Origin of the sequence: Thiomicrorhabdus xiamenensis (assembly GCF_013282625.1) — a bacterium.
Taxonomy (GTDB): domain Bacteria; phylum Pseudomonadota; class Gammaproteobacteria; order Thiomicrospirales; family Thiomicrospiraceae; genus Thiomicrorhabdus; species Thiomicrorhabdus xiamenensis.
Window position 1 is genome coordinate 189,372 of record NZ_CP054020.1, and the last position, 15,257, is coordinate 204,628.

The following is a 15,257-nucleotide window of genomic DNA, read 5'->3' on the forward strand; positions in this document are numbered from 1 at the left end:
GAAGTGTTTCGTAAGCATCCATTAGTGGCTTCAATTTTACTGGGATTCGCGGCTTTACCGTCTGCACAGGCGGAGCCTTTATCTTACTCACAGACAAACTCCGGCGAAGTCGGTCTGGTTGAAATGCCGACTTCAAGAATGTATCCGGAAGGCGCTTTCGGCGTTCATCTTTCCTATGCGGATCTCTATTCAAGGGTGGCGGTAATTGCTCAACCGTTACCGTGGTTCCAGTTCCTGTTTAAGTATACGGATATTTCCAACCGCCTTTACGGAGAGGCAATAGCCGATTCGCAGAGTTATAAAGATAAATCGACCGATATTAAAGTCCGTCTGTTTGAAGAAACCTATTATCTGCCTGAAGTGGCGGTCGGGATTCGTGATGTCGGCGGGACGGGGTTGTTTTCCGGTGAATATGTCGTTTTGAGCAAGCAGATCAAAAATCTGGATCTCAGCTTCGGTATGGGGTGGGGCTATCTCGGGCAGCAAGGGCATCTGGATAATCCGCTAAGCCTTTTTGGGGATTCGTTTGATTACCGTGATGCCGGGGAGGCAGGTGATCAGGGCGGAAACATCTCTTATTCCAACTTCTTTTCCGGTGAAAAGGTCGCGCTGTTTGCCGGTGCCGAATACTATTTCGAATCCATGCCTCTGCGCTTGAAAATCGAATATGACGCGAATGATTATCAGAATGAACCGCTGGGTAATGTGCTGGAACAGAAATCGCCGATCAACGTGGGGGTCGTGTATTCTCCGCTAAAGGGAATTGATCTCCAGCTCGGTATGGTTCGAGGGAATGAAGTCTACGCGGGGGTAACTTTCCGCACCAACCTTAAAACGGCGGATAACCCCAAACTTCTTGACCCGAAACCGGTTCCTGTGCAGGAAACCGCTCGCCCGGACCAAGCGGACTGGCCGACAATTGATCAGCAGCTTAGAGCGAATGCCGGTATAGATGTCGAGCGGATCGAACAACAGGATCAGGAACTTTATATCTACGGCAATCAAAAACAGTACCCTCTGGCCAAGGGGGTCGGGCGAGCAGCTCGCCTGCTGGATAACCAGACGCCGGATCAGATAGAGCAATTCCATTTTGTCGATCTGCAATTTGGTTTGCCTGTCTCTCAACTAAATCTACAACGCGAAAGTTTCCATGCCGCAGCAAATTTGGAAGCGGAAGAAAGCGTGATTACCGAGACAACGTCATTCAGTAATCCGAAAGCCGTTAATGACGAGCAGCTGGTTTATCAAAGCAGCTCCATCGGGCAGTTTAATTATGATGTCAGTCCGTATTTCTCCGGAAGTTTCGGTGGGCCGGACGCTTTTCTGCTGTACCAGTTGGGGCTTAAGGCGAATGCCGATTATCGGCTGACCGAAGGCTTGTTGTGGAGCGGATCCCTGAAACTGGGGTTATTGGACAATTATGATAATTTTGAATATCAGGCAGATTCGCTTCTTCCGCGCGTGCGAACCAGTATTCGAGATTATCTGAAGACCTCCGTCTTGCGTATGGATAATATGCAGCTGTCCCATTTCGAACGCTTGGCTCCGAACTGGTATGCCAGCTTGTATGGCGGTTATCTGGAATGGATGTACGGCGGGATCGGCGGCGAACTTTTATACCGTCCTTTAGGCAAAAGATGGGCGCTTGGTCTGGATGCCAACCGGGTTAAACAGCGAGACTTTGATCAAGGATTAGGTTTTCGCGATTATGAGGTCACTACCGGACACTTAACTGCATACTATCAGAGTCAGATCGGAATTCAGGCGAAAGTCAGTGCCGGACAATATCTGGCGGGAGACCGCGGCGTCACGATTGATTTGAGCCGACAGTTTAAAAACGGTGCCAGTATCGGTGTCTGGGCAACCAAAACCGACGTTTCAGCAGAAGAGTTCGGGGAAGGAAGCTTTGATAAAGGGTTCTACTTCCAGCTGCCTTTGAATCTGTTTAGTTTCAAGTCAACCAATGAAGTTGCTGAACTGAACTGGCGTTTCCTGACGCGTGACGGCGGGCAGATGTTGAATCGTAGATATGAGCTTTATGAGTTGACGCGTTCCCGTGATCAGCAGTGGATATTGAACAACTTCGATCAGATTCTTGACTAGGTAGGCTTGTGGCTTGTCTAGTTCAGAATTCGAGCGGTAAGCTTGCCATTCCGACTATCTCGATCCACTGGGATCTTGAAGAGTCTGTTTGTTGGGTAATTACCGCTTGCTGAGCCAAGAGTGACCTGTCGAGTGCCTAGTACGCCATCGGCGTCTGTGGAAACCTGCACGGTTGCTACGCGGTCATCGGCCCGCGCGAAATTGGCAACAGCGATATGATAAACACCGGTTTGAATCTTTTCCGGGTTACAGGATGCATAATAATGTTCCGGAACGAAGTAAAGCGTTGGATCACTTGTGTTGAAAATTGTGATTTACGTCGAGTTATCGGTTATCCGGACAATAAAAAACCAGCATAAAGCTGGTTTTTTACTTTCAAATAATTGATAAAGTTATTCGCTGTAGACCACGCTTGGCAGCCAAGTAACGATTTCCGGCCAGATGGCAATGACTACCAGGACACTGAGCTGTATGCCGATAAACGGTACAGCACCTCTATAGAGATCGGCAGTTTTCAATTCCGGGGGCGCGACTCCGCGCAGATAGAACAGCGCGAAACCGAACGGCGGTGTTAGAAAAGCCGTTTGCAGGTTTATGGCGATCATAATACCCAGCCAGATCGGATCCACGCCCATCATCAGAAGAATCGGCGCGACCACTGGAACCACGACGTAGGTGATCTCAATAAAGTCGAGGAAGAAGCCCAGAACAAACATCAGTGCCATAACGATTAACATGGCGGTAAAGATGCCGCCTGGCAGATCTGAAAGCAGATCGTGCATCAGGTCGTCACCTCCCAGGCCACGGAAAACCAGCGAGAAGAAGGCCGCTCCAATAAAGATCAGGAAGATCATACTGGTTACTTTTAAAGTATCCTGCATCACATTCTGCAGAATTTTGAGGCTGAGCTGGCGGTTGAATAAGGCCAACAGCATTGCGCCAAGAGCACCTAATGAGGCCGCTTCGGTTGGCGTGGCAAATCCGCCGAGTATGGATCCCAGAACCAATAGAATCAGTAACAGAGGCGGTAGAAGGCTTTTCAGTACACGTTTTCCCAGCCCCGGAGTGACGGGGGTGCCGATATGGTTCGGAACTTTATCCGGATGGCGCACGGCCTGGAAGAAAAGATAAGCCATATAAAGCACGACCAACAGCATGCCTGGCAGAAGTGCTCCGATAAACAGGTCGCCTACCGATAATGTTTCCGGTGAGAATATGCCCTGATTAAGTTGGGCTTGCTGGTAGGAGGAGGAGAGCACATCGCCGAGCAGAATCAGAACGATCGACGGCGGAATAATCTGTCCGAGCGTCCCTGAGGCGCAGATGGTTCCGCTGGCCAATTTTGGGCAGTAGCCTTGCTTGAGCATGGTCGGCAGGGCCAGCAGCCCCATGGTGACGACCGTTGCACCGACAATACCGGTACTTGCCGCCAGTAGCATTCCGACCAATATGACCGCCAGACCAAGCCCGCCTTTAACGCCGCGCATGACTTCGTCCATTGTGTGAAGCAGGTCTTCGGCAAGTTTAGACTTCTCAAGCATAATTCCCATAAATACGAATAAAGGAACGGCTATCAGCGTCTGGTTGTTCATAATCGCAAAGATTCGATTTGGGATACTTTGCAAGAAAGCCATATCGAAAGCGCCGAAAGCGTTGGCCGCCAGAGCGAAAAGTAAGGAAGCGCCGGCCAGGGTTAAAGCAACCGGGAATCCAAGCAGAAGGGCGATGAAAATCACCGCAAACAGTAACAGGGAAAGCCATTCCATTACAGTTTTCCTCCCTGCAGTTTTTGCTCTTCGCTACCATCAGAAGCAGAGCTCTTGAGTTGTAACCAACTCTTACCGATCACAGCAATGGCCTGTAAAAGCAGAAGCGAGGCCATAACCAGAATCAAGGTTTTAAGCAGGTAGACATAACCAAGTCCGCCCCCTTCCGGAGAGGATTCCGATATTGCCCAGCTAGCGGAGACATAATCCCAGCTGCTCCAGAGGATAAACAGTGTAATCGGCAAGGTAAAGAGTATCGAGCCAAGCAGATTGACCCACTGTTTACGTTGCGGGCTGTAGCGGCTGTAGAATACATCTACCCGGACGTGTTCGTCATGCAGGTAGGTATAACTGATGCCGAGCATAAAAAGGATGGCATGGTTATAAGTAATGGTTTCCTGCAAGGCGATGGAACCGGTTTCGAAACCGTAGCGGAGAATAACAACCAGAGAAGTAATAATTACGAGGCTTAAAACGCCCCAAGCGAAAATACGTCCGATAATATCCTGAAACGGATAGTGGAAACGCAGGTAGGTCTGTACGAGTTTATCCATAAAAATTCATTAGAATTGAGCAGTCATTGCTGCCTATTTTAGCGATTTTTATGCATCTCTGGGGGTTTGTCTTAAAAATGCTTCGCGTGCGGGTAGAGTGGCGGTCTACCCGGTGTAGCGGAGTAGACCTTTAGGGAGGGTTTTTGAAGGTTACAGGTTAAAAATAATGTCGTAGATAACCCGTGTCTTGCGATGCATTAACAGGATATCGCTACCGATGCGGATTCGGATCATATCGTTTGGCGGCGGCGGAAGGTGACGCTCTAAATCCCGAGGCAAACGCTGATAGCGCACATTATGCGGAAGCGGCTTATGCAAGTTGTAAGGACGTTTGTAATGTCCCGGAGGAATCGGTTTCTGGCGCTTTTTGTTGCGTTGATTTGGGTGATAGTAACGATAAAACTCTTCCCGTTCGCGACTGCTGAAGCGGTAGTTGTAGTCGTAATACTGCCGATCATGATATTTTTTGTAATGCGGGTACGCCTGCGGAGGGGATTCGATCACGGCTCTATGCTGAACCACGCAGCCGTTAAGCAGTAACGCGGCACCGAAAGTCGCCAGTACTAATGGGCGAAAACTCTTTTTCTGCTTTGTTGTAGTCATGGGTACTCCTCTAACGGAAAGGCCCTTATAGCGAAGTTAAGACTGGCTTAAGGGGCCGAGCGATATCCAAAACGCTTTTCTTTAAATTTATCACTTCTATTGCGGTCGGTTGCAGGTTTTTTTGTATATTTATCGTTTGAATCATCGGTCTTTTTCACTTCAGGCGCTCGGTTGACAGGTATTCTAGGCGTTTGGGCATAGTTTTCCCGGCGGCTGTGTTGAGCTTGTTTTTTATTCTCTTTCACTTTCTGGCTGAAAGAGCGGAAAGGCTTGCCCTGTTTGTTGGATTGATATTGCGTTTTTTTCACCTTGGGTGGAGAGGGAATCAATATTTTGGGTGAGTGGATCGGTTTTGTTTCATAGGGTTTCGATTGGTATTTTCTCGCTGCTTCTGTGCGCTTTTTCTCATGCGGATGATGTTTATGGCGATATTCTTTTGAATAGCCTGGCGGGTAAGAGGAGTAATTCGGATACGAATAATAGTAGTTAACCGGTTGCGTTGAATAGTAATAGGGCGCGTACTCAACGTGGCTCTGTTTGGCTGGATGATGAACCACGGTACAGCCGCTTAACAGAAATGCTGCGCTCATTGCCATGATGGATATAAAGCGAAATAACGATTTACCGCTTAAGAATGGCGTTGTTTGTGGAATTGATCTCGGCATACGACGTCTCCTGAGAGTGATATGGGCGTTTATGTAGCTGCGCTTGTAGATCGTCTTATGATTATTGTATTGGTATTCGGATCTTTCATCATTAAGAGTGAAGTTGCCGATAATGTATTTAACAGTTAATCATCTTTCGTCGCAAAGAGATTGACAAAAGGCTTCAGAAATCTTTAATAAGCCATGAAGTAGGTTCCTTGACGAGGATTGCATATACCCGGTATTTCTTGACTCTCCTCTTGAGCCGAAAACGCATTACAATAGTCCCGTTCATGGGCATAATTTTATAGACGGTGTTGGGGAGGAAATTTGCAGTCGAATACTTCAGGGCAAGATGAAGCCGATACTTCGACCAATAAGGCGGTCTTGAAAGTCGCTGTATCAGGCCCCTTTCTAACACCGCTTGACTACCTTGATTGCGATAATTTAACTGAAACACCCGAAATGTGGCCGAGGCTAATCGGCCGACGGGTAGAAATTCCTTTTCGTAACCGTTCGCTCATTGCCATTGTGGTTGCCGTTGCGCCGGCGGACTATGCGCTCGAAAAAATCAAAACCATTCTCCGGTGGATCGATGAGGAGCCGATTCTGCATCCTCAGGATCTGACTTTCCTGCAGTGGGTCAGCGACTATTATCATGCGCCTATGGGCGAAGTGATTAACACTGCCCTGCCAAAACGTATCCGTGGCGGTGAAGAGGCAAGTATTCATGGGCACGATGTCTGGACAATTACCGCACTCGGTCGCGAGCAGCTGCAAAATTTACCTGCCAAAGCCAAGGCAAAACGGGCTTTGGCCGAGCAATTTCTGACCTGCGAAACCCCGCTTAACCGGGAAATCTGTAAAGCGCAAACCGCGAGTTGGCGAAAGTTTGTTAACGAATGGCTCGATCTCGGCTGGGTAAGTCAGACTAGCGGGCCCTGCTGGCAAGAAGCGGTGGCAGTTCCTGGTCCACAGCATGCGCTCAATAGCGAACAGCAGTCGGCGGTGGATCAGGTGGTCAGCCATGTTCGATCCGGAGACGGCTTTGCCAGCTTCCTGCTCCAGGGAATTACCGGCAGCGGCAAAACCGAAGTTTATCTGGCGATGGTTGAGCATGTGCTCGAGATGGGGAGGCAGGTATTGATTCTGGTTCCGGAAATCGGTTTGACGCCGCAAATGATTCAGCGTTTTTCGGCCCATCTTCAACGCCCGATTGCATTGATGCATTCGGCGATGAACGATACTCAAAGACATTGCGCTTGGCATTCGGTGCGCAGCGGGGAGGTCTCCGTTCTGATGGGAACCCGGTCCGCGGTGTTTGCCCCCTTTAAGGATCTGGGGCTCTGTATTATCGACGAAGAACACGACACTTCCTATAAGCAGCAAGATGGCGTGCGCTATTCGGCACGGGATATTTTGGTTCGCCGAGCCCATCAGCTACAGGTGCCGATTGTATTAGGTTCAGCGACACCTTCATTGGAAAGCTTGTTTAATGTTGATCAGCAAAGATATCGTTTGTTGACCCTGAACCGTCGAGCCGGAACGGCCAAGCCGCCTAAGATTCGCTTGATCGATATTCGGGGAGAGAAAATTCAGGAGGGAGTCGGCGCTAAGCTGAAAGCCGCGATGCAGAAACATCTGCAAGCCGGACAACAGGTGCTGCTTTTTTTGAATCGCCGAGGTTTTGCTCCGGTTCTAATGTGCCATGAATGCGGTTGGCAGGCGCAGTGTCCGAGTTGCGATGCCAATATGACCCTGCATCAGGGAAGCTACCATCAATACTTGCTCTGCCATCATTGCGGTGAGCAGATGAATCTTCCCGAATCCTGTCCGCAGTGCGGTAGTGAAGAGTTGCATACCGTCGGTCAGGGAACCGAGCGGCTGGAAGAGACTATTGTCGAGTGGTTTCCCGAGAAAACAGTATTGCGAATCGATCGCGACAGTACCCGTTTGAAAGGAAAGATGGAGGAGTTGACCCAGCAGGCACAAAAAGGCGAGGCGGATATTCTGATCGGAACCCAGATGCTGGCGAAAGGCCATCACTTCCCGAAAGTGACGCTAGTCGGTCTTTTGGATATTGATCAGGGACTTTTCAGCTGCGATTATCGGGCAACAGAGCGGATGGCGCAGTTGTTGTTGCAGGTGGCCGGTCGTGCTGGGCGGGCCGAAGACGAAGGTGAAGTGTTGGTACAGACGCACCATCCTCAGCATCCGTTGCTGCTCAAACTGATCAATGAAGGTTACGGGGCTTTTGCCGAAGCCGCGCTAGCCGAACGTAAAGAGGCGCATCTTCCGCCATGGCGCTTTCAGTGTCTGGTTCGATGTGAGGCTCACAATGCGCAAGATGCATTGGACTTCCTAAACTCGCTCAAGGCCGGCCTGGAGTTGCAGTGGCAGACCTTGCAACAGGAGTCGGCTGATACGGTGCTCGAATTATGGGGGCCGGTCAGTGCGCCTATGATGCGACGACAGGGAAGATATCGTTACCAGCTCATGCTGGCCAGCGATTCGCGACCGAAATTACATCAGCTGTTGACTCTGATGCTGCCGCATATTTATCAAAGCCCTCTGGCGCGTAAAGTGCGCTGGAATTTGGATATTGATCCTCAGGATATGTATTGAGGGCTAGGGCGCTTTTCGTGTTTGACGCGAAAACTCGTCCAGGCTGATCTCTACCAGGCCGCTGCGATCACGATCCGGTCCTTTGAAGCGTTCCTGTGCCGCCCAGGCATGACCGTGAACGACCTCGTAGGTCGCCGGAATTTTGCCGTCATGGCGCAAGGTTTCGTAGGCGTTGAGCATTGCCTGAAAGCGTTCCTTGCCCATTAAACCGCGGTTGCGGTTAAGACTGGCGTTGGTTGCACCTATCGCCTTAAGGTCTTTCATGACGCCGATCGGCTTGTCATAGGTCAAGGTGAAATGCTCGACATCCATGACCGGCTGGCCGAATCCGGTGCGGATTAAAGCGTCGCCGATATCGTGCATATCAATGAAATGGTTGACGTGTTCGCGTTGCGCATCCGCCATGTTCCAAGCTTGACGCAGTTCCTTAAGGGTGTCCGGGCCGAAAGTCGTGAACATCAATAAGCCGTCCTGGCGCAAGACGCGACGAAATTCAGCAAAGACAGCATCAAGATCGTCACACCATTGAAGCATAAGATTACTGGTCAGCATATCCAGGCTGTTATCGGCAAACGGCAGGGCAAACGCATCGGCGTTGAGCATGACTGCACCACACTTATTTGCGAAATTTTGCGGCAAAAGTCGATTAACTGCGCCCAACTTTGGCATTTTCGGCTTGATTAGACGAGATCTTGCTTGTTGAAGCATTGCTTCGGAGAGGTCCACGGCAAACAGTTCGGCATCCGGATAGCGTTGCATCAGCTTGACGGTCAGTAGTCCGGTACCCGCCCCGATGTCGGCGATCCTCTGTGCTTGCACCGTCGTCAGTTCCAGACGTTCGTCAATGCGTTCAGCGACGGTTTTTTGCAGGATGGCGGCATCGTCGTAGCTGGGCGCAGCGTGACTGAAATGCTGCTTGAGATGCTGGCGGTTTACCTTCAGCAGATGATCGTTGTGTTCTGGACTGTTGTTCATGAATTATTCTAAAGTCAAAAATGAGATGATGGCTTGCGCAGTATCTTGCGGATGCGAAACAAACGGCGTATGTGCCGCGCCGCTCAGAATGCGTACCTGAGCCTGAGGCTGTATTGTACTGAATTCGCTGATAAATTCCTGCGGAATCAACGGATCATGCTCACCGAGCAGCCAGAGCATTGGCTGTTTTATCTCTCCGGCCTGAGGTCGAAAATCGAAGTACTTCAGCAGGCGCAGGCCTTGGGTCAGTCCACCGAGCGACGGTATTTTATACTCGTTCATACGTTTGACGAATTGACGGATCTGCTGGCGCGGTACATCGCTCCCCTGCATCTGCAAGGTCCAGAAACTCTTGAGTGTTGCCAGGGAGTCGGCTTGTATGGAGTGCATGAAATCGCCCATCAGTTTCGGGGAGACAGCCCATCGCCAGTCATCGCCCTGAGTAAAGCGTGGAGTCGAAGCAAGGCAGATCAGCTTTTCAATGCGTTGTGGTTCCTGAATGGCAATCTGTTGAGCCAGGAGGCCGCCAAGAGACCAGCCGAGAAGATGGGTTTTCTTCGGCAGCGCCTGCAGAATTTCGCTGGCCCATGACGCCGCCAGTTGTTGGTCGTTTGCCTGATCGGCCACTTTAGGGCTGTTGCCAAAGCCCGGAAGTTCAATTAAATGCACCCGGAAATGCGCAGCCAGATAGTTTTCCGCCCATTCCTGCCAGATCGCATTTTGTGCGCCCCATCCATGAATCAGACTCAGGTTCTCTCCCTGTCCGAACGATGTAACCTGTAGCATTTTTCGACTTTTCCTGTTTGCAGTTTTATAGGGTGAACGCGACAGTTCGCCGCGCTTGATTGCTAAATGCCCAGATCGACTTTCGGTGCGGCCTTTTCGGGATCGATTTTCGGCTGGCACAGAACCAGCTGATTGGTGCTAACGCCCTGTTTAATCAGGTAACGCTTGATGACCGACTGTCGCAGTTTAGCCAGTGCCAGCAGTCGCTCGTCGCGGATAACAATCTCGCTGTCCTGCTGTTTTTGGCGTTCGGCCTGATTGGCTCGCGTCATTTCGATCAACGCGGCACGATCGTTTTCACTGGCGCCGCCGCACAGTTTGATTTGCACGTTGCCGCGGGATTTTAGCAAAGTCGCGACTTTTTGCAGATATTGTTGCATTTCTTCACTCAGGCTGGCACGGGTCTCAAGGAATGTAACCGGCTGCAGTCTGACGGCGGAGACCTGGTCAAGCGCTAGTTCACCGACCAAAGCGATGGCTCCGAAAGGTTGCAGTGCGAGCAGAAGATAGGTTCGGGTCGCTTTACCCAGTGCACCATTCAGTGCTTTGGAAACAATACTGCTGATACTGAAATTCGGGTTTTCCAGATCGCCGTTGATCGGCAGATCCAATTTTATATTGCCGCTTTTATCCTGTAACAGGTCCAGCCCTATCTCCAGAGGAACATTGAAATTTTTATTAAACTCGTCGGTTTTTGCCTGATCTGCGCTACTGAGTTTGAATTTATAGAGTTTGATTTTATTGTTGATGTCGAGCTTGTTCTGTTTGATCAGACTGTCGATTGTTGCAGACAGCTGCCCGCTATCAATTTTGTAACCGATCGCTTCTTCGATTAACGGCGAAAAGTCATTCAGCGACAGGCCGTCGATTTTTGTTTGCGCATCAAGATTGATTTGTGAGGTTGAAGGACTGATTTTGCCGGAGGATTCTATGCGGCTGAATTCATCTACTGCGGCGATCAGTCGGAAATCACTGAGATTCTGTGGTTTTTGGCTGTCAAATGCGCTGACCTCAAGCACTTCGATGTTGATGTCTTTGTGGATTGGTTTCTGCTCGCTTTGCAGTTCGATTTTGATTGCGTTGTTACCTGTGAACTGCAGCGAGTTGAATGCGAGTTGTGCGCTCGCTTGTGGTGTCGTTTTTTCTGTTGTCGGTTCTGCTGATTTGGCAGGTTGCTCTGCTTCGATCCCCAAGGCCTTCTTAAGCGCTGAAATCTGTACAATCTGCTTCTCTTTATCCAAAGTTAATTGCGTCAAAGTGTCCTTAATCGCGATATTGCCCAGTTTGGCCTCAATCGAAGGGGTGGTTTGGATTTTTGCCCGATCCAGAGTCAAACGACCAATTCGGTTCAGCGGTACTTTTTGCGCATTTTGGTAGCCTTGCAATTGGATGTTGCGGATATCCAGATTTTGCAGCGAAAACTGCTCAAGAGAAGTGAGCGTTAATTGTTTTAAGTCCAGATTCTGAATGCTGACCGCCGGTTTGCGAGGCATGAGACGGGTGTCGCCGAAGTGAATTCGTTCGGCGTTGAGTTTGATTTTTCCACTTAGCTGTATAGTAGGGTTTGCTTCACTTGATGTTTGGTCAAGCAGGGTATTGCCTTGCCAATTGAGGCGTTCTATCGCGCTGGTTTGCTTTCCTAGATTCAGTTTCAGGGCTTGGATGGTCCCTTTCCCCTGATAATCAACAAGCGTTTTTTGGGCGTTCATTTCAAGGTTAAGAGTGAAATCGCTATCCAGATTATGTGCAATTTCCAAGGCTTCCGATGTTGCTGATTGCGGGATTTGTGTCTGGGAACCGGAGAGTTTAAATCTACCGTTTAGCGTTACATGCTGCGGTGCCGCCTGCTCCGGTGCGTTGCTTTTGCTCAATTGATAGTCGATATCGCCTTGATAGATTGCTTCGGCGGCTTGTTGAAGTAGACCGGCTTGTTGAAGCGACAGGTCGGAGACTTGGACGTTCCCCTTTTGCTGGAGCTGCAAAGCGTCTGGGGAGTTGTTTAGTTTGAGGTTCAAGTCTGCATTCAAACTGTTGTTTATTTGAGCTTGTTCGGAATCAACGGCTAAGTTCACAGCCTTGAGCTTTCCTTTGACATCCAGTTTTTGCTGGCTATCTGTAGCAATTAGTCCGATTTTTCCATTCCAGTCGATTTGTGGAGTTTGCACGCGGTTGCTGTTCTGTTCAAGATCCAGCTGGCGGAGTTTAATGCTGCCGTTTTGTTGCAATGTCTGGCCTGCTTCGTTTAGCTCCGCCTTAAGGTTCAGCGTCGCTTGCAGCTGATTGCGTACCTTTAGTTCGTTTACCTTTTCACGTGAAACATTGAACTCGCTCTGCTGGATGGCGAGGTTGTCCAGATTAAGGGAGCCGGTAGTGGACAGCTCCAGATTATCGGCAATAAGTACCTCTTGCTGTCCTTTGAAGTCGAAAAGCGGTAACGATACAGACAGTTTCTGGGCGCTTTTATCGGTAAATTCATGGGCTTGACCGAGTTTAAGTTTTTCACCTTTTAATCGGCCGTCGAGTCGCAGTTTCATGCTGTCCATAAACCATTCGATATCGCCGTTATAGGCCAGTTTCGGATAGTTGATGTCCGTTGCTGTCGTTTGCTGTTCTGCTTTTGCGGTCTGTTTGATTGTCAGATCGGTTAGCGTAACTTGCCCTGATTGACGAATTTTGGTGTTGTGGTTTAACTGGCCTGCAAGGTGAATGTCCGCACTAAGGTTGCTGCCTGCTTGCAGGTTTCCATCGGCGGATTCCTGTTTGAAGCTGAGTGCATTCCCCTCGATTTTACCGTCTATCTTGACGCCTTGGATGTCTCCGTGGAAATAGTGGGCATCGCCTTTCCAATGCAGATTTTCGCCGGCGATATTTTGATCTTCAATCTGAAGTTCGGCCTGCTGCATGGTGATTTCACTGTACTGATAGAGGGTTAATCCATTCTGACGCTGTTCCAGCGTAAAAGTCAGTTCGCCGTCCAGTTGTCCAGAGGCGGTAAAAGGCAACCAGTTTTGGATGTCGGCTAAGTTTAACTCTTGTACTTTGAATGTTCCAACCAGTTTAGGAACTTCACTGAATAGGTGGAGTTGCAGATTGGCGTTGATTTTATGCTGATTCAGAGCGCTATTGAGTTTCAGGCGAGCGAAGTCCTTATCCCATGAGTAAAGTTCATCAAGTGTCAAAGAACGGATTTGGTAGAGTTGTTTTTTCTCTTGTTGAATCAGATTTAACTGGAAATTGCTGACAGTTAAACGGTCGACACCGAAATCGATTGCCACTGCTGTCTCTTGCTGATCGTCCGAACTGCTTTGCGGTAAGGGGATGCCGGCGATTTGATAACTCTGTTGATCCCCGTCTTGAATAATTTCGACTGGCAGCTGGGTTCCGATCAACTTGATTTCGGCAAACTGCAGGCGCTTTTCAAACAGTTTACTTAGGCGTAAATCTGCCTCAAATGCTTTGATTTTTGTAATTTCAGTTTGGTTTTGCAGCTTAATGTTATAAACAGCAATTTTGCCGTTAAAAAGATTGATGTCGACATTGCCGATATCGACTTGTTGTCCTGTTTGTTTTTCCAAGGCATAGATCGCCCCGTATTGCACAGCGATAGGCAGGGTGGGAATAAACAGGGCCAGAAAGATGAGCAGTCCGCTTATCCAGGGATGGGTTTTAAAAACAGCAAAGAGTTCGCGCATAAAAAAGCTTTGAGACGATACCTGAGAAACCTTTATCTTCTGGCTTTCTGCGATAAAGGTCAAGCACCGTCGGCTAAATCGATAAAGAGTGCGTCTCCTTGAGACGCACTGCGAGAGAAGACGTTTATCGGCGCTGGGATTTTCCTGTATGGAAGTACGCTTTTGTCAGTTGCACAACGATTGGAGACAGCACCAGCAGGGCGATTAGGTTCGGAATTGCCATTAGGGCATTAAGAAGATCCGCCAAAATCAGTACGGTATTGAAGTAATCCGACAGGGCTGCACCGGCAAAGATAGCAATAACCCAGAGTATGCGGTACGGCGTAATGATTCGCGTGTTGCTTAAATATTCGGCGCAACGCTCGCCATAGTAACTCCAGCCAAGCAGGGTAGTGAAAGCAAAAACCGCCAAGCTGACGGCGACCAGCATTGCGCCTAAATCGGAACCGATGCCTTGAGTGTAAGCCATGGAGGTTAGGACGGAACCGGTTTCACCACTGGTCCAGACGCCAGTGACCATAATGACCAGCGCGGTCATGGTACAGATAATAATGGTATCGATAAAGGTTCCAAGCATGGCGATATGCCCCTGGCGTACCGGGTTATCGGTTTGTGCTGCGGCGTGTGCGATCGGTGCGGAGCCGAGTCCGGCTTCATTCGAGAATACGCCGCGTGCAATACCGAACTGGATTGCCAGAATGATGCTGGCTCCGGCGAAGCCACCGGCTGCAGCCGTTCCGGTGAAAGCATTGCCGATAATAGTGCTTACAGCTGTAGGAAGGGCGTCCCAGTGCAGTGCCAGAATCCAGAGTGAAACACCGACATACAACGCGGCCATTAAAGGAACCAGTGCCGTGGCGACGTGTGCGATTCGCTTGACGCCGCCGAAAATAACCAGACCGATCAACGCCATCAGGGCGAGACCGGTGTATTGATTGTCGATTGAAAAAGCGCTCTGCATAGCACCGGCAACGGCGTTTGCCTGAACCATGTTACCGATGCCGAAGGCGGCGATGGTTCCGAAAAGTGCAAAAGCGAAAGCTAAAGGTTTCCACTTATCGCCCATACCGTTTTTAATGTAATACATAGGCCCGCCGACATAACGTCCGTCTTCGTCGGTTTCTCGGTAGTGCACGGCGAGAACCGCTTCGGAATACTTCGTCGCCATACCGATCAGAGCGGTAACCCACATCCAGAAAATAGCGCCCGGCCCACCGATAAACAGTGCCGCAGCAACCCCGGCGATATTTCCCGTGCCGACTGTAGCAGCCAGCGCGGTAAAGAGTGCGCTCATCGGCGGGATATCTCCGGCTTTATCCGAATGCCGCCCGCGCCACAGCATTTTGAATGCCTTGCCGAGATTGCGTAAAGGCAAAAAACCGAGTCTGAATGAAAGGAAAATTCCTGTGCCTAAAAGCAGGGTCAGCATGACCGGGCCCCAAGCCCATCCGCTGGCGGTGGACAGCAGTTGGTTAATCGTCTGCATAGAGATGCTCCGCGAATATGAGA

Annotated in this window: 10 protein-coding genes; 2 read left to right on the plus strand and 8 right to left on the minus strand. The window is 49.8% G+C overall.

Annotated features, from left to right (window positions below):
* Positions 1 to 3: 3 nt before the first annotated feature.
* Positions 4 to 2,103 (plus strand): YjbH domain-containing protein, encoded by a 2,100-nt coding sequence (locus tag HQN79_RS00860; RefSeq protein WP_173283820.1) that lies wholly within the window; start codon positions 4 to 6, stop codon positions 2,101 to 2,103.
* 392 nt (positions 2,104 to 2,495) lie between these two features.
* On the opposite strand, the gene HQN79_RS00865 is transcribed toward HQN79_RS00860, so the two are convergent.
* The 4 genes from HQN79_RS00865 to HQN79_RS00880 form a co-directional block, all read right to left on the minus strand.
* Positions 2,496 to 3,869 carry a TRAP transporter large permease gene (locus tag HQN79_RS00865; protein ID WP_173283821.1) on the minus strand — a complete coding sequence of 458 codons (1,374 nt, stop codon included), beginning with the start codon at positions 3,867 to 3,869 and terminating at the stop codon, positions 2,496 to 2,498.
* On the minus strand, positions 3,869 to 4,423 hold the full coding sequence (locus HQN79_RS00870; RefSeq protein ID WP_173283822.1) for a TRAP transporter small permease subunit: 555 nt from the start codon (positions 4,421 to 4,423) through the stop codon (positions 3,869 to 3,871). Before HQN79_RS00870 ends, HQN79_RS00865 begins: the two co-directional genes overlap by 1 nt.
* A gap of 150 nt (positions 4,424 to 4,573) precedes the next feature.
* Positions 4,574 to 5,026, minus strand: a complete 453-nt coding sequence (locus HQN79_RS00875; RefSeq protein ID WP_173283823.1) for a hypothetical protein — start codon at positions 5,024 to 5,026, stop codon at positions 4,574 to 4,576.
* Between the two features lie 47 nt (positions 5,027 to 5,073).
* Entirely contained in the window at positions 5,074 to 5,691 is a 618-nt protein-coding gene (locus HQN79_RS00880) for a hypothetical protein (RefSeq protein ID WP_173283824.1), read from the minus strand.
* Positions 5,692 to 6,000: 309 nt separating this feature from the next.
* Here HQN79_RS00880 and HQN79_RS00885 point away from each other — a divergent pair, with 309 nt between their 5' ends.
* Positions 6,001 to 8,295 (plus strand): primosomal protein N', encoded by a 2,295-nt coding sequence (locus HQN79_RS00885; RefSeq protein WP_173283825.1) that lies wholly within the window; start codon positions 6,001 to 6,003, stop codon positions 8,293 to 8,295.
* Between the two features lie 3 nt (positions 8,296 to 8,298).
* On the opposite strand, the gene bioC is transcribed toward HQN79_RS00885, so the two are convergent.
* From bioC to HQN79_RS00905, 4 genes are all read right to left on the minus strand, one after another.
* Entirely contained in the window at positions 8,299 to 9,270 is a 972-nt protein-coding gene (gene bioC / locus HQN79_RS00890; RefSeq protein WP_173283826.1) for a malonyl-ACP O-methyltransferase BioC, read from the minus strand.
* A 3-nt stretch (positions 9,271 to 9,273) separates the two neighbouring features.
* Positions 9,274 to 10,056 (minus strand): pimeloyl-ACP methyl ester esterase BioH, encoded by a 783-nt coding sequence (gene bioH / locus HQN79_RS00895; protein ID WP_173283827.1) that lies wholly within the window; start codon positions 10,054 to 10,056, stop codon positions 9,274 to 9,276.
* Positions 10,057 to 10,118: 62 nt separating this feature from the next.
* The gene (locus tag HQN79_RS00900; RefSeq protein ID WP_173283828.1) at positions 10,119 to 13,748 is read right to left on the minus strand and encodes a DUF748 domain-containing protein; all 3,630 of its coding nucleotides are present in this window, start codon (positions 13,746 to 13,748) and stop codon (positions 10,119 to 10,121) included.
* Between the two features lie 124 nt (positions 13,749 to 13,872).
* Complete coding sequence (locus tag HQN79_RS00905) at positions 13,873 to 15,234, minus strand: alanine/glycine:cation symporter family protein (RefSeq protein ID WP_173283829.1); 1,362 nt, start codon at positions 15,232 to 15,234, stop codon at positions 13,873 to 13,875.
* Positions 15,235 to 15,257 lie beyond the last annotated feature (23 nt).